At 73.2% G+C, this 22,046-nt stretch carries 18 protein-coding genes; 6 read left to right on the forward strand and 12 right to left on the reverse strand.

Annotated elements, in window-relative coordinates; translation table 11 throughout:
• Positions 1 to 13 precede the first annotated feature (13 nt).
• Genes OG896_RS02475 through OG896_RS02485 form a run of 3 tightly spaced genes read left to right on the forward strand, consistent with a single transcriptional unit; the run spans position 14 to position 2,936 of the window.
• Positions 14 to 823 carry a thiopeptide-type bacteriocin biosynthesis protein gene (locus OG896_RS02475; RefSeq protein ID WP_329373629.1) on the forward strand — a complete coding sequence of 270 codons (810 nt, stop codon included), beginning with the start codon at positions 14 to 16 and terminating at the stop codon, positions 821 to 823.
• A complete protein-coding gene (locus tag OG896_RS02480) occupies positions 820 to 1,971 on the forward strand; it encodes a lanthionine synthetase C family protein (RefSeq protein WP_329361941.1) in 1,152 nt (383 codons plus the stop codon). The genes OG896_RS02475 and OG896_RS02480 overlap by 4 nt, the downstream gene beginning before the upstream one ends.
• Positions 1,968 to 2,936, forward strand: a complete 969-nt coding sequence (locus tag OG896_RS02485; RefSeq protein WP_329361943.1) for a thiopeptide-type bacteriocin biosynthesis protein — start codon at positions 1,968 to 1,970, stop codon at positions 2,934 to 2,936. Before OG896_RS02480 ends, OG896_RS02485 begins: the two co-directional genes overlap by 4 nt.
• Before the next feature lie 128 nt (positions 2,937 to 3,064).
• Here OG896_RS02485 and OG896_RS02490 read toward each other — a convergent pair whose 3' ends face one another.
• From OG896_RS02490 to OG896_RS02520, 7 genes are all read right to left on the reverse strand, one after another.
• Positions 3,065 to 3,655, reverse strand: coding sequence for a DUF2637 domain-containing protein (locus tag OG896_RS02490; protein WP_329361945.1), 591 nt, complete (start codon positions 3,653 to 3,655; stop codon positions 3,065 to 3,067).
• 159 nt (positions 3,656 to 3,814) lie between these two features.
• Complete coding sequence (locus OG896_RS02495; protein WP_329361947.1) at positions 3,815 to 4,336, reverse strand: hypothetical protein; 522 nt, start codon at positions 4,334 to 4,336, stop codon at positions 3,815 to 3,817.
• Positions 4,337 to 4,584: 248 nt separating this feature from the next.
• Entirely contained in the window at positions 4,585 to 4,731 is a 147-nt protein-coding gene (locus OG896_RS02500) for a hypothetical protein (RefSeq protein WP_329361949.1), read from the reverse strand.
• Positions 4,719 to 7,382, reverse strand: a complete 2,664-nt coding sequence (lanKC, locus tag OG896_RS02505) for a class III lanthionine synthetase LanKC (RefSeq protein WP_329361951.1) — start codon at positions 7,380 to 7,382, stop codon at positions 4,719 to 4,721. The genes OG896_RS02500 and lanKC overlap by 13 nt, the downstream gene beginning before the upstream one ends.
• Positions 7,383 to 7,519: 137 nt before the next feature.
• Positions 7,520 to 7,633 (reverse strand): SapB/AmfS family lanthipeptide, encoded by a 114-nt coding sequence (locus OG896_RS02510; RefSeq protein ID WP_329361953.1) that lies wholly within the window; start codon positions 7,631 to 7,633, stop codon positions 7,520 to 7,522.
• 25 nt (positions 7,634 to 7,658) lie between these two features.
• Positions 7,659 to 10,283, reverse strand: a complete 2,625-nt coding sequence (locus tag OG896_RS02515) for a lanthionine synthetase C family protein (protein ID WP_329361955.1) — start codon at positions 10,281 to 10,283, stop codon at positions 7,659 to 7,661.
• Positions 10,280 to 12,661 carry a peptidase domain-containing ABC transporter gene (locus OG896_RS02520; protein WP_329361957.1) on the reverse strand — a complete coding sequence of 794 codons (2,382 nt, stop codon included), beginning with the start codon at positions 12,659 to 12,661 and terminating at the stop codon, positions 10,280 to 10,282. Before OG896_RS02520 ends, OG896_RS02515 begins: the two co-directional genes overlap by 4 nt.
• A gap of 679 nt (positions 12,662 to 13,340) precedes the next feature.
• Between OG896_RS02520 and OG896_RS02525 the strand changes: the two genes are divergently transcribed.
• From OG896_RS02525 to OG896_RS02535, 3 genes are all read left to right on the forward strand, one after another.
• The gene (locus tag OG896_RS02525; protein ID WP_329361959.1) at positions 13,341 to 16,895 is read left to right on the forward strand and encodes a type 2 lanthipeptide synthetase LanM family protein; all 3,555 of its coding nucleotides are present in this window, start codon (positions 13,341 to 13,343) and stop codon (positions 16,893 to 16,895) included.
• A gap of 122 nt (positions 16,896 to 17,017) precedes the next feature.
• Positions 17,018 to 17,203 (forward strand): hypothetical protein, encoded by a 186-nt coding sequence (locus OG896_RS02530; RefSeq protein ID WP_329361961.1) that lies wholly within the window; start codon positions 17,018 to 17,020, stop codon positions 17,201 to 17,203.
• A gap of 91 nt (positions 17,204 to 17,294) precedes the next feature.
• Positions 17,295 to 17,477 carry a hypothetical protein gene (locus OG896_RS02535; protein WP_329361962.1) on the forward strand — a complete coding sequence of 61 codons (183 nt, stop codon included), beginning with the start codon at positions 17,295 to 17,297 and terminating at the stop codon, positions 17,475 to 17,477.
• Positions 17,478 to 17,579: 102 nt separating this feature from the next.
• On the opposite strand, the gene OG896_RS02540 is transcribed toward OG896_RS02535, so the two are convergent.
• The 5 genes from OG896_RS02540 to OG896_RS02560 all read right to left on the reverse strand — a co-directional run bounded on the left by OG896_RS02540 (position 17,580) and on the right by OG896_RS02560 (position 21,898).
• Positions 17,580 to 18,707 carry a hypothetical protein gene (locus OG896_RS02540; protein WP_329361964.1) on the reverse strand — a complete coding sequence of 376 codons (1,128 nt, stop codon included), beginning with the start codon at positions 18,705 to 18,707 and terminating at the stop codon, positions 17,580 to 17,582.
• Positions 18,704 to 19,012, reverse strand: a complete 309-nt coding sequence (locus OG896_RS02545; protein ID WP_329361966.1) for a helix-turn-helix transcriptional regulator — start codon at positions 19,010 to 19,012, stop codon at positions 18,704 to 18,706. Before OG896_RS02545 ends, OG896_RS02540 begins: the two co-directional genes overlap by 4 nt.
• Positions 19,012 to 19,752 carry a hypothetical protein gene (locus OG896_RS02550; RefSeq protein ID WP_329361968.1) on the reverse strand — a complete coding sequence of 247 codons (741 nt, stop codon included), beginning with the start codon at positions 19,750 to 19,752 and terminating at the stop codon, positions 19,012 to 19,014. Before OG896_RS02550 ends, OG896_RS02545 begins: the two co-directional genes overlap by 1 nt.
• Positions 19,753 to 20,023: 271 nt before the next feature.
• Positions 20,024 to 20,752, reverse strand: coding sequence for a hypothetical protein (locus OG896_RS02555; RefSeq protein WP_329361970.1), 729 nt, complete (start codon positions 20,750 to 20,752; stop codon positions 20,024 to 20,026).
• A gap of 399 nt (positions 20,753 to 21,151) precedes the next feature.
• A complete protein-coding gene (locus tag OG896_RS02560) occupies positions 21,152 to 21,898 on the reverse strand; it encodes a Crp/Fnr family transcriptional regulator (RefSeq protein ID WP_329361972.1) in 747 nt (248 codons plus the stop codon).
• Positions 21,899 to 22,046: the final 148 nt, after the last annotated feature.

Here is a 22,046-nt window from a genome sequence, read left to right on the forward strand (position 1 = left end):
TCGTGCCGACCGCATGGTGGAGCGCGGGGCCGTACGCCTACCCGGCGGATCTGGCCGCGCCTTCCTCAAGCTCTACGGCAACCCGGCCCGCGTCCCGGAACTGCTGACCACGCACCTGCCCGGCCTGCTCGCGGACTGGGAGACTGACCCGGCCGCGTGGTTCGTCCGCTACGCAGACCCCGAACCGCACGTCCGTCTGCGGCTGCTCCTTCCCGGCCCCGAAGGGTTCGGCGCAGCAGCATACCGCGTGGCGGCCTGGGCAGCCGAGCCCCTTGAGGAGGGCTTGATCCAGCGCATCGCCTGGGACACCGACCGACCGGAGACCGGCCGCTACGGCACCGGCGCCGCGCTGAACGCCGCCGAGGCGTACTTCGCAGCCGACTCCGCCGCCGCTCGCGCACAGATGCTGCTCGACCCCGCCGACCACCAACCGGCCGCCGCAGCAGCCTCGTTCGTGGACATCGCCACCGGCCTGCTCGGCTCCCGGCAAGCCGGCCTCGGCTGGATGATCAGGAACCTGCCGCGCACCGACGGCCAGGCCCCACCCCGGCGCACCCAGGCCCTCGCCGTCCGGCTCGCAGGCCCCGATGCCGGCCACCCGGAACTCACTCCGGCATGGACAGCGCGACGCCGTGCACTCCTTCAGTACCGCGAAGCACTGGACGCGTCCGGAACCGATCCGGCCGACGTGCTGCCCTCCCTCCTCCACATGCACCACAACCGCGCCGCGGGTATTGCCCCCATGGGCGAAGCCACCTGCCGCCGCACCGCCCGCGCGGCGGCCCTGTCCTGGACCGTCCGCCTCAAAGGAGCCCCGTGGTGACCACAGCCCCGCCCACCGAAAGTGCTTTATCGGTCCGGCAGTCCCTCGCCCACGGCCCCCTCGGAACCACCCTGCTCAGCATCGAACGGGCCCGGCGCGGCACCGAGACCTGGGAGAACGTACACCGCGCCCTGTCCGGCCTCGGCCCCCTGATCGAAGGCCCGGACGCCGGCCTCTACCTCGGCGCCCCCGCCATGACCTTCGTCCTCCACCAGGCCGCAGGCGGGACCGAACGGTACGCCGGAGCGCTCCACACGCTCGACGGCATCGTGGCCGCCCACACCCGCCGGCGTCTCACCGACGCACACGCCCGCATCAATGCCGGCCGCGCCACCACCTTCGCCGAGTACGACCTCTTCCGCGGCCTCACCGGAATCGGCGCCCTGCTCCTGCAACGACAACCCCGCGGCCCGGAGACGAAAGCCGTCCTGGACTACCTCGTCCGCCTCACCGAACCGATCACCGCCCACGGCACACCGATACCGGGGTGGTGGGTCCGCCACGCCCCGACCACCAACCAGGCCACCATGCCCGGCGGCCACGCCAACGCCGGCCTCGCCCACGGCATCACAGGCCCGCTCGCGCTCCTGGCCCTCGCCCTGCGCGCCGGGACCACCGTCGACCATCACGAGACCGCCATCCTGCGCATCTGTCGCTGGCTCGACGAAATACGGACCCACGACCACCAGGGCACCCACTGGCCCCGCTGGATCAACCAGCACGGCCCCGCACCAACCCACCACGCCGCGCACTCCTGGTGCTACGGCACACCCGGACTGGCCCGCGCCCAGCAACTCGCCGCCATCGTCACCGAAGACCACGACCGCAAGCGGATGGCCGAACGCGCCCTGCTCCACTGCATCACCGACCCCACCACGCTCGACCGCGTCGCCACCCGCGGCCTGTGCCACGGATACGGCGGCATCCTGCGCACGGTGCTGCGTGTCGCCGAGGACTCCGCCAACCCCGCGGCGTTCACCGCCCGAACCGGCCTGCTCGCCAACAGGTTCCTCACCGCAGGCCCACCCGAGGACAGCGGGTTCCTCGAAGGGAGAACGGGAGCCGCCCTGGCCTTCCAGGACGCCGAACCCGGCGGCTCGACCGCCCCGCTCCAAGGGCAGTGGGACGCCTGCCTCCTGCTGTCATGACAGAGTCAGCCGCCGCTCGTGACGTCGACCAGGCCGAAGAAGCTGTCCTGGCCGTCCTCGCCGGGACACCGATCGAGGACGCCGCCCGCCACGCCGACATCCCCACCACTCACCTCGCGGAAAACCTGGAGCGCTACCGAGCCGCCGGCCGCGCAGCACTGGAAACCCACCCCCGCGGCTGGCACCAGCTGAACATCCAGTTCACCCGCTACCCCACAGCTGCCGCCTCCTTCCACGCCCACCTCCTCCCCGCCCTGACCACAGCACCCGTCAGCAGCTGGTGGTTCCTGCGGAAGCACCCCCAGTGGCGCCTCCGTGTCCACCCCGCCGCGGACGCGGCAACGGAGGACGCCGCCACCCACCTCGCGAAAGCCCTCGACCGTGCCGTCACGCGAGGCGCGGTCAAGAACTGGCGCCACGGACCGTACGAGCCGGAGACCACCGCCTTCGGCGGCCCGGCCGGCATGGCGCTGGCCCACGACCTGTTCCACGTCGACAGCGCCGGCATCCTCGACTACGAACACCGCACCGCCCAAGGGCAACCGGGACTGCCTGACGCCAAGACCACCTCGCTCCTGGCCATGACGCTCTTGATGCGCGCCGCCCGCCTGGAGTTCGGCGAACAAGGCGACGTCTGGGCACAGGTCGAACAACACCGGCCCTTGACGGCGAACGTGCCCCTGGACGGCATCGAGAACATGCGCACACCATTGCGCCGCCTTCTCCTCACCGACGCCGACCCTCTACTGACCCACGGCCCCCTCACATCGATACGGACCTGGCTCGATGCTCTGCAACGAAGTGGCGCAGCCCTCGCGAACGCTGCGGGCGAGGGCCAACTGGCTCTCGGCCTCCGCGGTGTCCTCGCCCGCCATGTCCTCTTTCACTGGAACCGCATGGGCTTCACCACCCGGCAGCAGTCCATCTGGTCCCGCGCCGCGCGCGAAGCAGTCCTGGGGCCGTGACCGATCCGCGTGAGTGAGTCTGCGCCTGCCTGCCCCGTTGCAATCCACCCCATCGACGGCGGGCAGCCAACCACGGCAAACCCGCGCGTTTTTGCAACAGCCGATCCTCGCCGGACCCGAGACAACGCCTACCCGCGACCGCTCAGCGTTGTAGCGTGCTGCCATGACCGCACCACAGCCCAGCAGCAGAGCAAAGCAATTGCAAAGCCCCGTCTGAGCCCCAGGTCAGCAAGTGTCCGCCCCGCCAGCGCGGGGGTGTTCCGACGCTGCACGCCGCATAGGTACCAACTGGGGGGTCCGTCCCGCCAGCGCGGGGGTGTTCCGCCGTGCACAAGGTTGGACGGTTTCGCGGAAGCGGGGGAACACAGGCGCTCTCCCCCCGTCAGCCGGGGTGCCTGCGCCCCGGCTCGGGGCCATTCGGGACGCGGCCGGTGCGGCGTCACTGGGCCAGGACAGCCCGGCTGTAGTTGTCGATGCCAGCGGCACGGTCGAGGTCCGCACCCGTCTGCGTACGACCCAACGCACAAGGACACTCGAACCGCGAGCCGTGCTCGCCGACCGCACTGAGCAGAAGGTTTCAGTGGTCCGATAGTAGCCAGCACCAGCAGGTCGTCGACCGACAACGGCGACGACGACGCGCCCATCCGATCCGCCCCGCCACGCTGGGCGAACGCCCGCTGGTGCTCGTACGACACGTACGCCGCAACCGCAGCCACCACGGCGGCACACCCTCGCCGGACCCATGCTTCCGGATCAGCCCTCGATGCCTGCCGAACCGCCCCTCCCGCGGCCCGCCACCGGCGGCCCCTCAACTGTCGCCGACAGCGTCAACATCCGCGGCGTCAAAAGTCCCGTGGCTGTCGGAATTACCTCGGGGGTCAGTTCGACAGCGTGTACACGCCGGTGCCGGTCGCGGTGGTCACCCCGCCCGGGAGCGCGCAGGCCGAGGGGAGGTTGCTGAGGGTGTACGAGGCGGTGATGGTGTCCCCGGTGAAGGGGCCCGAGGTGATGGTGCCGCTGTTCACGCTGACCAGGGAGCCGTTGGTCTGGAGCACGCGCAGCGCCGTGAAGGTGAAGTGCGAGGTGGTCTTGTCGTTCCAGCTGATGTCGCCCTCGACCTTCAGGCTCCCGGCGGTGCAGGAGAAGGAGTCGCTGGAGCCCTGGGCGGCGATGGTCCCGGAGGTCACTCCCGGCTTCCCGACGCAGTTGTCCAGGGTGCCGGGCCCGTTCAGGGTGACGGCCGCGGGGGTGAGGGTCAGCCCGGGGGTGTACTGCGGGGCGATGGTGCTCGTGCAGGCCAGGTCGACCGCGGTGGCGTGGGCCGCCGACGTGGCGGTGAGCGTGGTGCAGGCGGCGAGCACGAGCGCGGCAGCGCCCGTGGCGGGACGGAGAATACGCACGGGGGCGCCTTCCGGTCGGCGGACGAACGTCCGGGGGTTGCGTTCCCAGGAGAATTACGCTCCCCCGCCGATCCTCAAGCGATCCGGCCCCCCGATTCACGCGAACGAGGTCCACCCGCCAAGTGGCCGAGCCTCCGGTGCCGCACAGGTTCCGCCGGCCGTCCGGCCGGGCCCGCGGTGGGGGCGCGGGCCCGGGCGCGGCCGGAACGGGGGCGGGCCCGGGCGCGGGCATAACGGCGGGCGGGGGCTCAGATGCAGACGCTGAGGCTGAACTCGCTGGGGAACGGTCCGCAGATCGCGAAACTCAGCTCGGAGATCGCGATCTCCCCGTTCTCGGGGGCGGGGTCGTGCCGGGGTGCGTCGGGGAGGCTCTGCAAGGCGATCACTTGGTCCATGGTCCGCTCTTTCCGTGGGAGAGGTCGGGTCGGTGGTGTCCCGTGCCGTCGTCGGCGCGGGCGTCGGTGGCGGCCGGTGCCGTAGCGGCCGCGCGGTGGCGCGCGCTCAGCCGGTCGAGGCTGAACAGCCGGTCCTGGCCCGCGCCGAGCACCTGGTCGAGGAAGAGCAGGACGCCCGCGCCGCCGCTCCACAGGTCCGCGCTGAACCGCTTGAGCTTCTCGCCGTGGAACCTGACGCCGGTGGCGCCGGGGACGGCGTACTTGAACAGGGCCCGGGCGGTGCGCAGCGCCGAGCGGGCGGACGCCTCGTCGCCGCTGACGGCCGCGTGGTCGGCGAGCGCGAAGCCCAGCCCGGCCAGGCCCTGGTACAGGCCCGGCATGACCGTGTAGGTGGTGCGCAGCCGCGGCAGGAGGTCGCTCTCGACGGCGGCGAGGCGCTCGTCGTCGCAGACGGTGGTGTAGCGGCAGACCGCGCGCAGGATTCCGGCGGTGCCGCTGAACAGGTACGGCATCGACCGGCGGTCGGTGGCGGAGAGCGGGAAGTGCGGCGACGCCGAGCCGGCGGGCATCGCCCGGTCCAACTCGTGGTGCAGCAGCCGCACCCCGCGGTCGAGATGGCCGGTGTCCCCGGTGACCGCGGCGAGCGGGTGGAGCGCCCAGGCGATGCCGCACCTGCCGTGCAGCCATCCGGTCGGGTCGTCGGGCGCCAGCAGTCCGGCCAGTTCCCCGTCCGCCGGCAGTGCGGACAGCAGGCGCTCGGCGGTGTCGACGTGCCGGTGGTCGCCGGTGTGCTCGAAGAGCGACAGGTGCGTCATCGCCACCCCGGCCGCGCCTTCGGCGAAGCCGGCCCGCCGGCCGGTCAGCGGGTGCTCGGTCGCGGCGGCGAGCAGGTCGCGCGCCTCGTCGAGGTACCCGTGGTCGGCCAGCACCCAGGCGACGCCGGCCAGCCCGACGTGCAGCCCCGGCGGCAGGCTCCCGGCGATGGCCAGCGCGTCGCGGCGGAAGCGTGCGACGAGGTCCTCGTGCACGATGACGCCGCTGTGCCGCAGCGCGTGCAGGACGCCCGCGGAACCGTAGGCGACGCACACGGTGTTGCTGGCGTACCCGTCGGGGATGGTCGGGAAGAGGGTGTCCGCGCGGTCCGGGTCGGCCATCGAGGTCAGGGCGTCCGCGACCTTGTCGCGCAGGTCGCGGAGGTGGCGTACCGGGTCGGCCGCCACCTCCCGCGGGCCCGGCAGCAGTTCCGGGCCGTCGGCCGGGTGGTAGCGGACCGCGCGCTCCCACAGCGCCGGGGGCACGGCCATCCGGTCCTGGAGGTCGGCCCGCAGGTGCTCCAGCGAGCGGGGGTAGCGGTCGGCCGTGGCGAAGGTCGGGCCGAGCATCAGCCGGACCAGCGCCGAGATGCCGTAGTCGTCCTGGACCGCCGGGTCGTCCCGCACCAGGTGGGCGGGGGGCGCGTACCCGTCGGTGGCCACCGAGACGCCCTTGTCCCGCAGCCCGCGCGCCGCCTCGAAGTCCACCAGGCGCGGCTGGTCGCCGTCGCCGACCAGGACGTTGCCGGGGCTGACGTCACCGAAGAGGTACCCCAGCGCGTGCAGGACCCGCACCTGCTCCGCGAGCGACGCGACGACCGCCTGGCAGTCGGCGGTGTACCGGTCGAAGTCCGGCCGCCGCGCCTCCACCTGGGTCACCGGGCTGCGGGCGACCACCCAGGAGTTGAGCGTCATGCCCTCGATGAACTCGGTGACCAGGAACTCGTGTTCCCACTCGCGGAAGTACGCGATCGGCTCGGGGCAGATCCCGGGGTGCGCGTCGTGCAGCGCCCGCAGGGTGTCCCACTCGCGGCGGGTGCGCTCGACGGCGGTCAGGCCGTCCCAGGAGAGCCCGGTGTGGTCGCGGGCCTCCTTGATGAAGACCTTCCGGCCGGTGGCGAGTTCGCGGCCGGCGTAGGTCCCGCCGCCGTTGCTGTGCCGGACGGCGTGGTCGAAGGCGAAGCCGTGGAAGTCGGTCCCCGTGTCGTCGGGCGCGCTGTCCGGCGCGAACGGGTCGGTGATCCCCTCGGGCAGGTGGAACCTCGGCTCGCGGCGGTCGGTGACGATCCGGCCGCGACCGTCCCGCAGCACCGGCGTGCCGGTGCCGTCCGGCTGGAGCCGGCGCCGGGGCGTGAAGGAGCCGTAGCGGTAGTGGACCACCTGGGAGTCGCCGAAGCGGCGGTCGGTGAGGATGAACTGCCCCTGCTCGGACTCCAGTCGCGCGGCGAGCGCGCTCATCAGCGTCCGGGCGGCCCGTTCGTCGGCCGGGTAGGCGACCACGAGTTTGCCGCTCTGCGTGCGGGAGGCGTGCTTGTGCTGGAGCAGCAGCACGAAACGCGTCGCCGCGACGTGCTTGAAGGGGATACCGCGCGCGAAGCACTCGTCGGCGACCACGTCGAGGACGTCGGCGATCCGGTCGGCGCGGGCCGAGACGTGCACCTTCCAGCCCTGGTCGGGCATCGGCCGGCCCTTGCGCCCCCAGGACCGCCACAGGTAGTGGTCGAAGGACTGCCAGCCGTCCGGGACCTTCGACGGAGCGTACTCCCGGCCGCGGTCCGCGAGCGTCTCGACGGGCCGGTAGTAGTCGGGGTCGGCCATCGCATAGGTCTGTTCGATCATCGCTGCCTCGCGTTTCCCGGACGTGGGTGAGCAGGGGGCCGCCCCGCGGGGGGCCGGGGCGGCCGGCCGCCCCGCGGGGGGCCGGGGCGACGCGTGTCACGGACGCGCCGCCCCGGCAGTGCCTCACGCGCAGTGCCTCACGCGCAGAGGAACCAGCTGGCGTCGCTGCAGATGAAGTAGCTGCCCTCTACCTCCTGCTGCTGGTCGGGGGCCGGGATTTCCATCTCCTGGAGGTCCAGCACCTGGCTCATGGGTCTCTCCTGATCTGTCGGGTCTTCACGGTCTCCGCGCCGTCGGGTGACGGGCGGACATCTGGGGGGTGCGCGCCGGGGCCGGCGTGACGGCGCGGCGGGCGGCGGGGGCCGGGCGGCCGGCGCGGCGGGCGGGGGACGGTGAACCGGCGCCGCGCGCGAGGGAGTCGACGCTGAAGAGCGGGTCGGGGCGCTGGTCGAGCAGGTGCGAGAGGAAGAGCAGGACACCGGACGCGCCGCTCCACAGCTCGCAGCTGTGGCGCAGCCGCAGGTCCCCGAGGAAGCGGACGCCGTCGCCGCTGGGCCGCGCGTGGGCGAACAGGGTGCGCGCCGACTTCCACGAGGCGGCCCGCGCCCGCTCGTCGTCGAGCAGTCGGCCGCACTCGGCCAGGGCGAACCCCAGTCCTGCCAGCCCCTGGAAGAGCCCGGCGTGCGCCACGTACGTGATCGACGACTTCGCCACGAGCTTCGGTACGGCCAGCGCCAGCCGCTCGTCCGGTGCGGCGGCCAGGTGGCGGGCGGCCACGGTGAGGAAGCCGGCGGTGCCGCAGTGCAGGTAGTACATGCCCCTGCGGTCCTTCGCGGAGACCGGGAAGACGAGTTCGCCGGTCCCCGACTCCCGGGCTCGGTCGAGTTCCGCGTGCAGCAGCCGTACGCCGTCACGCCGCAGGCGGTCCTCGCCGGTGACGGCCGCCACCTGCTGGAGCGCGTGGGCGATCCCGGTGCGTCCGTAGCACAGGCCGGTCATGTCGTGCGGGCCGAGCCGTGCGCTCAGCGCGGCCGGCCGCTCGGGCAGGCTGGTCAACTCCAGGGCCCGGTCGAGGTGGTGCTCGTCGCGGCTGTGCCCGTACAGGGCCAGGTGCGCCATGGCGACGCCCGCGGCGCCCCACGCGAGGGTGGCCGAGTCGCGGGTCAGCGGATGGCGGTCCGCCGCGCCGAGCAGGGCGCCCGCCTCGTCGAGGTACCCAAGGTCGGCCAGCACCCAGGCGATGCCGGCCAGGCCCGAACAGAGCCCGGGCGGAAGGGAGTCGGCCTGCGCCAGCGCGTCCTCCCGCAGCCGCCGGGTGATCCGGTCGGGGACGTCCACCCCGGACTTACGCAGGGCGTGCACCACGCCGGCGGTGCCGTAGGCCACGCCGAGCGTGTTGGTCTCGTAGCCCTGCGGGACGGTGGGGAAGACACCCCAGGGACGGTCGGCCGCCGCGTCCACGATGCCCGCCGCGACGCGGTCGCGCAGCTCGGTGAGGGCCTTGCGCTCGTCGGCGTCGACCTGTTCGGGGGTGGGGAGCGCGGCGGTGGCCGCCGCGGTCACGGACGATCCGGCCGAGCGGGTCGCCCGGCGCCACAGCTCCGGCGGCACCGGGCCGCGTTCGGTGAGGTCGCGCAGGAGGTGTGCCAAGGCGCCCGGGTTCCGCTCGGCCGAGGGCGCCAGCGGCGTCAGCAGGAGCAGCCCCAGGCGGGCGGCGGTCGCGGCCGGACCGTCCGTGCTCCCCCGTCGGGCGGAACCGGAACCGGAACCGGCACCGGCGTCGCTATCGCTATCGCTATCGGCGTCCGGGCCGCTGCCGATGCCCGCGCCGACGAAACCGCCGGTCAACCGGATGCCGTCGTCACCATCGACGAGGACGTCGCGCGCCTCGACGCGGTCCACCGGCCGGCCGAGGAGCCACAGGCGGTGCAGGTCGCGCTCGATCCGGGCCATCAGGTCGGCGGCCCGCCGGTGGTAGCGCGCCCAGTCGGCCGCCGACGCGGCCGGGTCGGCCAGCGGGCTGTTCGCGACCACCCAGGAGGTCAGCGGCACCCCCTCCACCAACTCGGCTAGCAGGTAGGGGTATTGACGCCCCGCGACGAAGACCAGCGGGCGCGGGCACAGGCCGGGCGCCTCCTTGTGGATCAGGGTCAGGGCCCGCCACTCCGCACGCAGCCGATCGGTCGCCGTGCCCCCGTTCTCGGTCGGCCCGGCGTGCGGGAACGCCTGCTTGACGAAGATCTCGGAGCCGTCGAGCACGTTGCGCGCCGTGTAGGAGTATCCGGCGGTGGAGGCCGCCTTGAGCCGCCGTACCTCGAAGCCCTCGGGCGGCACGGGGGTGGGCGCGGGGCCGTCCATCAGGTAGTCCTCGGTGGCCCGCGTGCCGTCCGGGCGGATCGCGGACGCGGCCGGGGAGGGGACGCGGCCGGACCGTACGAACGACGGGCCCTGGTGCTGCGCCTCGGCCGCCCCCGCCGGCCCGGCCTCGAAGACGGCCGCCGTGCGCAGCGCCCGCAGCAGGTCCTCCGAGGCGGCCGCGTCGGCGGGGGCGGCGACACAGAACCTGCCCGCCTGCGCCCGCGAGCCGCGCGGGTGGTTCAGATGACGGTGGACGCTACGGTTCGCGACGTGCCGGAAGGGGATGCCGCGCGCGAAGCAGGCCGCGGCGAAGGCGTCCAGCACCGGCTGGAGCTGATCGGGGTGCGCGGAGGCGTGGACGCGCAGGTCGCTCGCCTCGAACCGCCGCCCGCCGTCGGACGTCCACTGGGTCCACCACCCGGTCCTGGCGGCGGTCCAGTCCGGCGGTACGGTCCCCGGCCGCAGGTGGGGCGCGCGGTCCGCGACCGCGGACGGCGGCAGGTAGAAGTCGGGATCGGCGAAGGTGAACACGTCGATGCTCATGAGGTGACCTCCACGCGGCGGTCGGCGGCGGGCGCCGCCAGATCGGGGGCCGCACCAGCAGCGGGCGCGGCCAAGTCGAGGGCCGTACCAGCAGCGGGCGCGGCCAGGTCAGGAGCCGCACCAGGCGTTGGCGCCACTAAGCCGGGGGCCGCACCGCCCGCGGGCACCGCAAGGTCAGGGTGCGGGCCTGGGTCCGCGCCGGCCGCCTCGTCGTGGCCGAACAGATCCCGGTAGACGCCCGGTTGCGCGATCAGCCGGCGGTGGTCGCCGCGCTGGACGATCCGGCCGCGCTCCAGCGCGATGATCTGGTCGGCGTTGCGGACCGCGTTGATCCGGTGCGAGATGACGACGCGGGTGATGGACAGTTCGCTGAGCGCCGCGTCGACCCGGCGCTCGGTCTCGGGGTCGAGGTGGCTGGTCGCCTCGTCGAGCAGCAGCAGCCGCGGCCGGTGGATCAGCGCGCGGGCGAGCGCGACCCGCTGGCGCTGGCCCGCCGACAGCCCGGTGCCGCCCTCGCCCACCGCCGTGTCGTAGCCCATCGGCAGGGCGGCGACGTCGTCGTGCAGCCCGGCCAGCCGCGCCGCCCTGACGATCTCGTCGAGTCCGGCGTCCGGTCTGCTGAGCACCAGGTTGTCCCGGATCGAACCGTCGAACAGGGTCAGGTCCTGCAGGACGGCGCCGCAGTGCGCACGCAGGTCCGGCAGGTCCAGGTCGACCAGCGCGACACCGTCGTGCCGGATCTCGCCGCACTCGGGCAGGTGCAGGCCGAGCAGCAGCCCGCCGAGCGTGCTCTTGCCCGAGCCGGTCCGGCCGACGATCGCCGTCTTCCGCCCGGCGGCGACGGTGAAGGTGATGCCCTCCAGCGTCGGGCGGCGGCCTCCCGGGTAGCGGAACGCGACATCGCTCAGGGAGATGGCCGAGGACGCCGCCGCGGGCAGCCGGACGGTGCCGGACCGCTCGCGCGGGGCGTCCAGGACGTCGAAGACCCGCTCGACCTGCGCCCTGATGCCCTGGTACATCTGGCCGGAGTTGGCGAACGTCTCGATGGGGCTGAGGACGGACAGCGCGATCGCGTTGTCGGCGAGCATGGTGCCGACGCTCATCCGGTGGGTGAGCACCAGCCACGCCCCCAGCCAGAGCAGCGCCAGCGGCCCGAACATGCTCAGGCCCTTCTGGGCGCCGGTCAGCCAGGCGGTCCATCGGCCGCGGTGCGCGCTGGCCGTCTGGTACGTCGTGAACAGCCGCTCCCAGCGGGCGGTGGCACGCCGCTCCACGCCGTTGGCCTTCAGCGCGCTGATCGCTTCGAGGGCCTCCACGAGGTAGCCCTGCTCCTCGGTCTTGGCCGCCAGCTCCCGCTGCGCGAGAATCCGCGTCTTGCGGTAGCTGCCCGTGACGACGGCGAGTTGGAGCACGAACAGCGGGACCACGGCCACGGCGAACAGCGGCGCGGTCACCAGCAGGCCGATGACGTACCCGGAGAGCAGGCAGCCGTCGAGGACGGTGGTGAGCAGTTGCTGGGTCAGCGCCTCCCGGGTCGACGACACGCTCGCCAGGCGCATCAGCAGGTCGCCCCGGCCCCGGTCGCCGAAGAAGCCGAGCGGCAGGGCGAACAGATGCGTCACGAACTCCCGGCTCAGCCGCTGGTCCCCGCGCACCCGCAGGGCGAGCATCGCCAGGCCGCGGGCCGCGGCGAGCACCCCGCACAGCAGCGCGACGCCCACCGCGGCCACGAAGAAGAAGCCGAGCGAGCCCACGCGGTGGCCGGGGATGACCGAGTCCACGATGGCCCTGGTCGCCATCGGCGCGGCCAGCCCCAGCCCCTGCAGGCCGGCGGCGAGCAGCGCGGCGAGCGCGAGCCGGCGCCGCCCGCCCGGCATGGCGACGAACTGCCGCAGGTAGCGCACCATCGGCAGGTCCCGGACCGCCGACCGGCGGTGGGCGAAGTCCGGGCCCGGTACGAAGCGGAGCAGCACTCCGCCGTAGCCCTCGGCGAACTCGGCGCGGGGCAGCCGGCGCCGCCCGGCGCCGGGGTCGGCGATCCAGACGTGCGAGCGCGACACCTTGGCCACCACGACGAAGTGGTGGCGGGACAGGTACGCGATCGTCGGCCCGCTCTGCGGTCGCGCCCACGCGTCGTCGGAGGTGTCCACCGTCACCCGCAGCCCGAACGTCTCGGCGGCGCGCGCGATCTCGCCGGCGGAGACCCCGTCGCGCCCCATCTCCAGGCGGGCGCGGCTCTCGGGCACCGACGTCCGCCGGCCGTGGAAGCTGAGCACCATCGCCAGGCACGCGGCGCCGCACTCGGTCCTGGTCAGCTGGACGCGCAGCGGGACCCGCCGGGCCGGAAGGAGGCGACGCGCGAACGGGGGGAGGCTCATGGCTGTTCCTCCAGGGGAAGGGCGGACGTGACGCTTTCCGGCGCGGCGCGAAGGAGCGGCGCCCCGTACCGCGCGTCAGCGGGCCGCGGAGCGGTGCCGACCCGGGCCGGCACCGTCAACTGCCCGGTCGCCAGAGGCCGTTCGAGAACCGGCGGCCGTTCGAGGACCAGTGGCCGTTCGAGGACCAGTGGCCGTTCGGCAAGCAGCGGCCGTCCAGCGACCGGCGGCCTTCGACGAACCGGCAGGGCACCGCTCGGCAGGGCACGACTCGGCAGACCACCGCTCGACCGGCCGGCGGTCGGTGCCGGGCGGGCGGGGGCGAGGAGCTTCCGCCCGTTCTCGTCGACTGTCGGCACCAGGCCCTCCTCCCTCGTCGCGTGAACCCGGCGACGTCCGTTCGTGCGGGTGGGTCGCGGCGCGGCACGTCGGTTCCGGCCGGGTACCGGACCGGCGCCGGACCGGCGCGACCGAGATCGACGATCGCAGCGGCCCGCGGCACGGACATGCGTGCTGAGCACCCAAGTTCCGCCCCGCCCGGCGCACTTGACGGCCGCGACCGGCGGCGGCCGGACCGCGCCCCGGCGCGCACGCGCGAATGTGGGTGGTGAACGCGCATGCGGTGCGACGGCAGCCGCGGTCGACTCATGGCAGCTACCCGACCGCGACGAGGGAGGCCCCCATGGCGTCGAAGACCCGGCCGACCGCTGCCCGCCCGCTCGCCATGCCCTGGGAGCGTCGCGGCCGGCCGGCCCTGACCGGGGCCTGGTGGGTCCGGGCGCTCCGCCTCGACGAGCGCGCCGCCACCGGGTGGCCGGAGGCCGACGACGCGGGTCCGGCCGAGGACGGGGACGCCGAGAGCGACGACGCCGCGGCCGTGGCCGACATCCGGCTGCGGCGCTGGCGCGACGCCTTCGCCGACCTCGCCGCGGACGCGCTCGACCGCCAGACGGGCGAGTACGGCGGTACGCCCCGGCAGCTCAGGACGCTGCTGGCCGAACCGCCCGAGCGCCTCGCGCAGCGCGTGGCCAAGCCCGCGTGGGCCCTGGACGTCGAACGGGTGGCGGCGTCGGTGACAGGAGACCACGGCGCGAAGGCACCGGCCGGCCCTCCGGCCCCCGACGGAACCCGACACGACGGAAGCCGACACGGAGCAGGCCAACAGGAAACAGGCCAACTCGGCGGCTGGCAGCGCGGCTTCGCCCTCGTCGTCGAGCCGTTCGTGCACGAGTCGCTGCGCCGGTTCGACGCCGCGACGGACAACATCGGCCCGTCAAGCGCCGCGGACCGCGCGGCGGTCAGGGACGCCGCGCGCGGCGAGGTCACCCGCCGTCTCGTACGCCTCGCCAGCCGGGTGCTCGTGCTCGAACTGAACGTCCTGCGCGTCACCGGCCGGCTCGACGGCGACGCGCCCGAGGAGCGCTTCTGGTCGTTCGTCCGGCACTTCCGCCGCCCCGCGCCGCTCGCCGAACTGCTCGACGAGTACGCCGTGCTGGCCCGTCTGATGATCGCCACGGCCGGGCAAGTGGCCGCCGTCCACGCGGAGTTCCTCCAGCGGCTCGTCCAGGACCGGCCGGAGCTGGTGCGCCGGCTGTTCGGCGGTGCCGCCCCGGGCCCCCTCGCCCGCGTCGAACTGGCCAAGGGCGACACGCACGGTGGCGGCCGTTCGGTGGGCGTCGCCACCTTCGCCTCGGGCGCCCGGGCGGTCTACAAGCCCCGGCCGCTGAGCATGCACCGCCACTTCAACGACGTGATCGACTGGTACAACGGGCGGCTGCCGGGCCCGTCCCGGCTGCGGACCCTGACCGTCGTCGACCGCGGGGAGCACGGCTGGGTCGAGTTCGTCGCGCCGGCGCCCTGCGCGGACAGTGCCGCCGCGACCCGCTACTTCCACCGCCAGGGCGCGCTGCTCGCGCTCCTGCACAGCCTGGGCGGCGTCGACTTCCACTTCGAGAACCTGATCGCCGTCGGCGACCAGCCCGTCCCGATCGACCTCGAATCGCTGTTCTGCGCCGACCTGCCCCGCTCCTACGGCAGCGCGACCCTGGACGGCGACCCGGCGGTGACGGCGTACCGCGAGTCGGTGGGCCGGGTCGGCCTGCTGCCCTCCGTCGTGGTCGGCGCCGACGGGCAGGCGTTCGACGCGGGCGGCATGGGGGGCGACGAGGACGCGGCGCTGCCGTACCGGGTGGTGGACTGGACCGGGGCGGGCACCGACGCGATGCGCCTGGACCGGGTCCAGCCCGTCCTCGGCAGCGTCCACAACCGGCCCCGGCTGGACGGCGCGGACCTGGACGCGGTGCGGTACGCGGGCCCGCTGCTGGACGGTTACCGCGAGGGATACGCGGCGATCGCCGCGGGACGCGGCGAACTGCTGTACCCAGGAGAGCCGTTGCCGACGCGTGAGGCACGCGCGTCGCGCGAGGGGCCCGCCTCGTCCGGCGAACCGCTCGCGCCGGACGGGCCGTTGGCCCCCTTCGCGGGCGACCTCGCGCGTGTCATCCCGCGGCCCACCCACGAGTACGCCACGCTGCTCGCCGAGACCACGCACCCGGACGTGCTGCGCGACGCGCTCGACCGGGACCAGGTGTTCGGCGTGCTGTGGGCCAGGGCGGCGGCCGATCCGGCCCGCGCCCGGCTGGTCCGGCACGAGGTGGCCGATCTGTGGGCGGGCGACGTCCCGCTGTTCACCGCCCGCGCCGATTCCCGTGACGTGCGCACGGCCGGCGGCGCGGTCCTCGCGGACCTGCTGCCGGAATCCGGCGCGGCCCTGGTCGGGCGCGCCCTGGCCGGGATGGGCGGGCGCGGCCTGGACGACCAGCGGTGGATCGTCTCGGCGCACCTGGCCACGCGTACGAGCGGCGCCGAGCCCGGACCGTCGGGCGACGCCGCCGGGTCCGGCCGGGCCCTGCCCGATCGGGACCTCCTGCCATCGGACCTGTCCGAGCGGGCGTTGGCCGCCGCACGGGCCGTCGCGGACCGCCTCGAAGCGTCGGCGTACGCGAGCGGGGGGCGGCTCGGCTGGCTCGGGCTCGACCTGTGGCAGGAGTCGCGCTGGTCGGTGCGGCCGCTGGGCGTCGATCTGTACAACGGCTACGCGGGCATCGCCCTGTTCCTGGCGCAGCTCGCCCACGTCACGGGCGAGCCCCGCCACGCCGACCTCGCCCGGGGAGCACTCGGCCCGGTCGCGGGTTACGCGGCGGAGGTGCTCGACGCCGGCGGTGCGCACGAAGCCGAGGCGATCGTGGGGGCGTTCACCGGCATGAGCGGGGTGGCGTACGCGCTCGCCTGCTCTTCCGCGCTGCTCGGCGACGCGTCCGCGCGCGCTCTTGTCGCGCCGCTGCTCGAACTCGCCCGGGAGCGCGTGTCGCAGGACGTCGCCCACGACGTCATCAGTGGCACCGCGGGCTGCCTCGCGGTGGCCGAGGCCCTGTCGGCCGATCACGGATGGGCGGCGTACCGGCCGGCCGCGCACCGGCTGGCCGAACGCTGCGCCGAGGCGCTCGTCGCCGGCGCGGTGCCGGCCGGCGACGGTGTCGGGTGGCCGGGGACGGCGCACCGCCCGCTGCTCGGTTTCTCCCACGGTGCCGCGGGCGCCGGCTGGGCCCTGCTGTCGTACGCCGCGCGGACCGGTGACGGGGGTGCGCGCGCCGCGGGCCTGCGCGCGTTCGGCTACGAACGCGGCGCGTACGACGCGCGGTCGGGCAACTGGCCGGATCACCGCAAGGCGGAGCCGAGCAGCCAGCACTCCTGGTGCCACGGGGCGCCCGGTGTCGGCCTGGCCAGGGCCGCGGTGCTGCACGCGTACTCGCGGGTCCCCGAGGCACCCGGCTTCGTGGCGAACCTCGCGGACCTGCGGCGGGCGCTGGACAGCACCGCCCGGTTCGACCGGCACCGCAACCACAGCCTGTGCCATGGCGCGTTGGGGAACCTCGAACTGCTCTCCACGGCAAGGACGTTGGGGGCGTCGGTCAGCGCGGGCGGTGCGGACGGCGCGGGCGGCGCGGGCGGCGCGGATGGCGCACACCACACCGCGGTTCAGCTCGCCTGGTCCCGGGAGGCGTCGGCCGCGGTGGCGCAGATCGAGCGGGACGGGCCGGTCTGCGGAACGCCGGGCGGCATCGCGACGCCAGGGCTGATGACCGGTCTGGCCGGGATCGGCCACGGGCTGCTGCGGATCGCCGCGCCCGAACAGGTGGCCCCCGTCCTGCTGTTGGCGCCGCCTCCACCGGTTTGAGATCCGCGGACGGTCCCCGTCCTGGGCCCGCGGCTCGGCAAGCGCGCATCCGCCGGGAGTTCCCGGCGATGTTGCGGCACCACATCCGGCACCACCAGAGAAACGAACGAAAGGGTCGACACATGGACTTGGCCAACGACGTCGTGCGCTCCTGGAAGGAATACACCCCCACCGGGACGCCCGACTCCAGCCCCGTCAGCTCCATCGACATCGCCGACGTCGCACACGGCGGCATGATCGCCCAGAGCTGGCAGTGGTCGTTCAGCTGCTGCGACACGACGCTCTGCTCCGACTGCTCCATCCACTGATCACCGCTGCCGGGATCACCACCGCCGGCCGGGGGCCGCACCGCAACGGTGCGGCTCCCGCGGCGTGGCCCGCCTCAGAAAGGGTCGACACATGGACATGGACAACGACGTCGTGCGCTCCTGGAAGGAATACACCCCCACCGGGACGCCCGACTCCAGCCCCGTCAGCTCCATCGACATCGCCGACGTCACACACGGCGGCATGATCGCCCAGAGCTGGGAGTGGTCGTTCAGCTGCTGCGACACGACGCTGTGCGCCGGCTGCACGGTCTGACCACCGCTGCTCGCGTGGGCCGCGTCCCCCGGGGTGCGGCTCCCGCGGCGTGACGCTACAGGACCCGGCCCTCGGAGAGGTCCGGGTCCTGCAGGGGCAGCGTTACGCGGTGGAACCGCGCGCCAAAGTACGGGCTTTCGCCGCCCACTCCCCCATTCTCGTGATGGCGGAGGTCAGTTGCCTCACCGCGCCAGAGATCTCCTTCACCGGTTTGCGCAGGTGCCGACTGACCCGGGTCATGGCGCTCGCAGAGGTGCCGAAGGAACCGATCTGCGCCAGACCCTCCTGTGCTGTCTCGTCCAGGGACATCAGCTGCTCCAGGAACTCCTCCGCGCCCTCGCCGCGCTCCTCGGGGGGTGTCATCTCGATCAGGCCCAGCGCGGCCCGAATTCCGCTGTCGAGGTTCGTCATCCGCTCCGCGAACGCAGTGGCGACCGCGTTCAGTTCGCGGGCCGGCGCGCCGATCGTCTCCGCGTAGCGGGCCACAGCCGCGAGCCGTGCGCTCACTGGCGCATTAGCCTGGGTGAGATCGAGCATCTCGGTGGCCGACTGCTCGGTCAGCGCCCCGATCGTCTCGATCGTCTTGGTGATCTCCTCCATGTCGGCGGTCATCTCGTCCACTCCGTCCTCGATGACGGCGAAGTCGTCAAGCAGACCGGGCGGGTCCTCGTCCTCCCCGCTTCCGCCGTCCGCGGCGGAAGGCGGTTCGTCGCCTGCCTGGAGCCCTCGCAGAACCCTTGCCGGGGTCAGGAGTTCGAAGCCGTCCCGACGCCCGGCTTCCAGGGCACTCTCGATCTCCCGGCGCGCGGCCACCAGATGGCTGCGGCTGCGCTGGTAGCGGATCGTTCTGATCGACGCGATGTCGAAGGGCAACTGCCCAGCCTCGCCGATGTGGATGGTCGGCTTGCCGGTGATATGGCGCAGTCCCAACTCGTACATCACGTTGGGGTTGCCGCCGGTGACGTCCGCGACGACCAGGTCGGACTCGACGACGTGCCGACAGATCTGCTCGTTGATGTCACCGGCGTGCGCGATCCCGTCCGCGCGCACAGCGGTGATGCCGTACTTCTCGCAGGCGGGGGCGATCACTTGCTCGAAGACGCCGAGGTGGTGCTCGTAGGCCTCGTGCTCGGGGCTGCCGTGTGTGGCGTGCGGATCGCCGATGGGACCGATGACAAAGCACCTCTGGGCCTGTTCAGGCTCCGGTGGGAGCGTCTGTGGTGTGGTCATTCGCAAGCCTCCGATGCATACGGGTCGTTGTGATCGAGTCGGTGTTCGGGCCCGGAGCTGTCCTCCAGGGGGACTGCGTAGATTGGGCGTTCCTCGATTCCGAGCGTGCGCAGCAAGTAGGCTGTGGGGATGCGGTAGCGCCCTCCGACCCTGAGTACGGGGCAGGGGAAGGTGCCGAGACGGATCAGCTTGTAAGCCGTCGCCGGGCAGATGCAGAAGGCACGAGCAGCAGTGCGCAGGTCAACGCTCAGGGGCAGGTCGAGGGCCTCGGCGAAACCGAGCGGCAGCCCGGATCGCGCGCTCATCACTCGGCTCCGGCAGGACGCAGGGCGAGCGTGCCGATGAGGTCGGACTCAACGTGTCGGCGGGCCCGGAACACCAGGTCGGTCAGGCGGGTGTCGATCAGCGGGTTACCGCGCTGCGCCCGTGGTTCGGAGAAACGGAGCGTGGCCCGCAGACCTTCGCGGCGGGGCAGAGGCGTGATGTGCAGCTCCCATACCTCAGGTGGGCGAGGGGATTCCTCTGGCGGAACGACGGTGCTGCGCGCTTGCCGGAGGGCGCCGATGTCCGCAACGGGGATCTCCCGCGTGACGCGCCCGGCGTAGGCCCACATTCGGTTCACGGCCCCCTTGACCAGCCGACCGCCGATGTCCGGGCGGTCCAGGTCCGCCGAATGGATCTCCGCGAGTACGGCCAGGACCGCCTCCGCCTCAAGGTCGGCGCGGTCGATCTGCCACAGGCGCAGAATCCGGTGCAGGTTCCGGTACAGCCCGGGCAGGGCCAGCCAGACGACGAGCAGCTGCCGATCCCCGTCACCGTTCAGCGGCTCCTGCCGGGCTTCGGCGACGGCCTGCCGCCATACCTCCGGGCCGAGCGCCGTGTCCCGGGCCGGGCCGTAAAGCGCCTTCCTGCTCTCCTCCGGGGTGAGCCGGAGCGTATCGGAGCCGACGATCACGCTGAGGAACGGGCCCGGGTCGCCCGACGCTCCGGAGACGCTGCTATCGATCCGGGCGAAGACGCTCCTGTTTCCGGTCGGTGTCATCACTCCTCCTTTCCGGCCTCGTCGGGCCGGAGGTACGACATGGCGACAGCCACGCGTCCGCAGGCACGTGCGAGGTCGGCCAGGGCTGATCGGACTGCCGCGTGACGTTCGAGGCGGGCAGGGTGCGCCTTCCCATGCCGATCGGACGATGCGGCTCGGGTGACGGGCCGGTGGAAGTGAATACCGCCGTACACGGCGTTGCCGACGTTCACTCCGTAGTCCACCCACTGGTTGTCGCGCCTCTCGCGCCGGTGCGAGGGGTCATTCGCCGCTGTCACCTGGCAGCCCCAGGGCCGCTCGGCGGATGTGGCGCGGGCAGACCGACAGTGAGACCGCCTGCGACGTTCCCGCCGACGGCGGCGCCCTGATGGACGTACTGGGACAGAGCCGCCGGGCTCGGAACCCGACCCTCCGGAGTGGGCTGCGGCGCCGGCGCCTCGGCCAACGGAGACCGCACTTCATCCGACGTGTGGCCCGGCACGCGGACCCAGCCGTAACCGCCGAACTCCTTCACCCGCACGTGGACCCGCACGTACTGGGCGGGGTCGAGGTCGGGCTGTCCGGACCGGACGACATCCTGGTACAGCCGGTCCGACACGATGACGGCGAGATCAGCCGCCGTGAGGGCGGACAGCACGGCCCGCAGTTGTGGCGCGTTGACGTAGCGCGCCACGGCGACCGGGGCCGGGCCGGCGTGCCCCAGGGCGGCATCCGCGACCACGCCGGTATCCACAGCCAGTCGCAGCCTGACCCGGCAGGCGGCCGGGTGGGCGTTGCGCTCCCCGAGACGGCGTGCCAGGTGCTGCACAAAGGGCCCCAGCACTGCTGCCTCCGATGTCCCCTCGGGAAGGACAGCGAACTCCAGATCGCCCTGCGGCTGACGCGCCCAGCCGGTCCGGTCCAACCCGGTCAGCGACGCCGCCTCGTCCAGCATCAGGACCAGATCGCCCTGGACGGCCGACTGGCTCGGGGTGTCGAGGCGGCTGTACTGCTCGACGTCCACGGCAAGGCACAACCGACGGTGCGGCAGACCCTCCCGCGGCCGGGGGTGAGAGATCTCGTTCACGGCAACTCGCCGCCCTTCAGTAGGTGTTCGGTGCGTTGCGTACCTACTGTCCGAGAAGGGGACGGGACAGCCAAGAAAGCCGCATTAATGCGACATCGCCGCGGCCTCACGGTGCGGGGTCCGTAGCGTCCGGCGGGCCGAAGCTGTGGGCACGTGGGGTGGGACCTTGACGGTCAGTCCGCGTGCGGGAACGGCCGATCGCTCGGCACGGCCGGTCTTGCTTCCCGGTTCACGGCTTATGCGTGCCGGTCGGCGCACGTAGGCGCTGATCGCCACGCAGGACCCGCCGGTGGGGGCGGGGCCGTTCGATCACCGCCCCGCGACCGCTCGGCCGGCTCAGGACGAGGCGTCACGCACAGTCCAGCGCCCCGTCAACTCGACGACCGACGTGCCGAGGCGTGCTGCCCTCCGCAGGCGGGGCAGGTCCCGTACGTAGGTCTGTCGGTGACCAGTCCTGATGATCCCCTCCTCCCGCAGACCGGCGAGTGCCTTGTGCACGGTGTTCGTTTTGGAACCGATGAGGGCGGCGAACTCGGATTGGGACAGGTTGACGTCGATCCGTACCGAGTTCTTCCTATCGGGCTGCCCGTAACTGGTGGCCAGTTCGACGAGTACACGGGCGAGACGGACCGCGACCGGGTACCTGCTGAATTCCAGCCGCCAGCGGTCAGAGCGGCGCAGCCGGCCGCAGATCATGCGGTTGAGGGCTATCCAAGTCTCAGGGTTGGTGAAGAGGAAAGACTCCAGTTCGTGTCGCGGGACGACGGTGGCGGCCACATGACCGCAGGCCGTGACTGTGGCCGACCTCGGTCCGAGATCCATCGCCGCGACCTCACCCACGACGTCCCCGGCGATCCTGATGTCCACCAGCGACATCCGTTCGCTGCCCAGCCGGGCGGTCACCTTCACCATGCCCTCGTGGAGGATCACCAGCTCCTGTGCCTGGTCGCCCTCGTGCATGAGCACCTCCCCCACGGCGTACCGGCGCCGCGTGCCGAGTTGGGCGAAGGCGGCGCGTGCCTCGTGCGACAACGTGTCGTGGAACGACGCGCGTCCCTTGGGGTTCGACCCGTAATACGTCATCTGCACAGCACAGCACTCGGTCACGGCTGTGGCGGCTGTTTCCGGACGGCCCGCCGATGCTCCGGACGCACGCCGGGGCGCGCGGCGGCGCACAGTGGGGGCACCGGTCGTCCTCCTGGCGAACCGGTCCTCCAGAAGACGGAACTTA

It is taken from the genome of Streptomyces sp. NBC_00669 (assembly GCF_036226785.1).
GTDB lineage: Bacteria > Actinomycetota > Actinomycetes > Streptomycetales > Streptomycetaceae > Actinacidiphila.

What these genes read in the sequence shown, in the direction of transcription:
- OG896_RS02475 (WP_329373629.1), top strand. Translation starts at nt 14, where the DNA reads ATGGTGGAGCGCGGGGCCGTACGCCTACCCGGCGGATCTGGCCGCGCC.
- OG896_RS02485 (WP_329361943.1), top strand. Translation starts at nt 1,968, where the DNA reads ATGACAGAGTCAGCCGCCGCTCGTGACGTCGACCAGGCCGAAGAAGCT.
- OG896_RS02500 (WP_329361949.1), bottom strand. Translation starts at nt 4,731, where the DNA reads ATGGACCAAGTGATCGCCTTGCAGAGCCTCCCCGACGCACCCCGGCAC.
- lanKC (WP_329361951.1), bottom strand. Translation starts at nt 7,382, where the DNA reads ATGATCGAACAGACCTATGCGATGGCCGACCCCGACTACTACCGGCCC.
- OG896_RS02510 (WP_329361953.1), bottom strand. Translation starts at nt 7,633, where the DNA reads ATGAGCCAGGTGCTGGACCTCCAGGAGATGGAAATCCCGGCCCCCGAC.
- OG896_RS02515 (WP_329361955.1), bottom strand. Translation starts at nt 10,283, where the DNA reads ATGAGCATCGACGTGTTCACCTTCGCCGATCCCGACTTCTACCTGCCG.
- OG896_RS02520 (WP_329361957.1), bottom strand. Translation starts at nt 12,661, where the DNA reads ATGAGCCTCCCCCCGTTCGCGCGTCGCCTCCTTCCGGCCCGGCGGGTC.
- OG896_RS02525 (WP_329361959.1), top strand. Translation starts at nt 13,341, where the DNA reads ATGGCGTCGAAGACCCGGCCGACCGCTGCCCGCCCGCTCGCCATGCCC.
- OG896_RS02530 (WP_329361961.1), top strand. Translation starts at nt 17,018, where the DNA reads ATGGACTTGGCCAACGACGTCGTGCGCTCCTGGAAGGAATACACCCCC.
- OG896_RS02535 (WP_329361962.1), top strand. Translation starts at nt 17,295, where the DNA reads ATGGACATGGACAACGACGTCGTGCGCTCCTGGAAGGAATACACCCCC.
- OG896_RS02540 (WP_329361964.1), bottom strand. Translation starts at nt 18,707, where the DNA reads ATGACCACACCACAGACGCTCCCACCGGAGCCTGAACAGGCCCAGAGG.
- OG896_RS02545 (WP_329361966.1), bottom strand. Translation starts at nt 19,012, where the DNA reads ATGAGCGCGCGATCCGGGCTGCCGCTCGGTTTCGCCGAGGCCCTCGAC.
- OG896_RS02560 (WP_329361972.1), bottom strand. Translation starts at nt 21,898, where the DNA reads ATGACGTATTACGGGTCGAACCCCAAGGGACGCGCGTCGTTCCACGAC.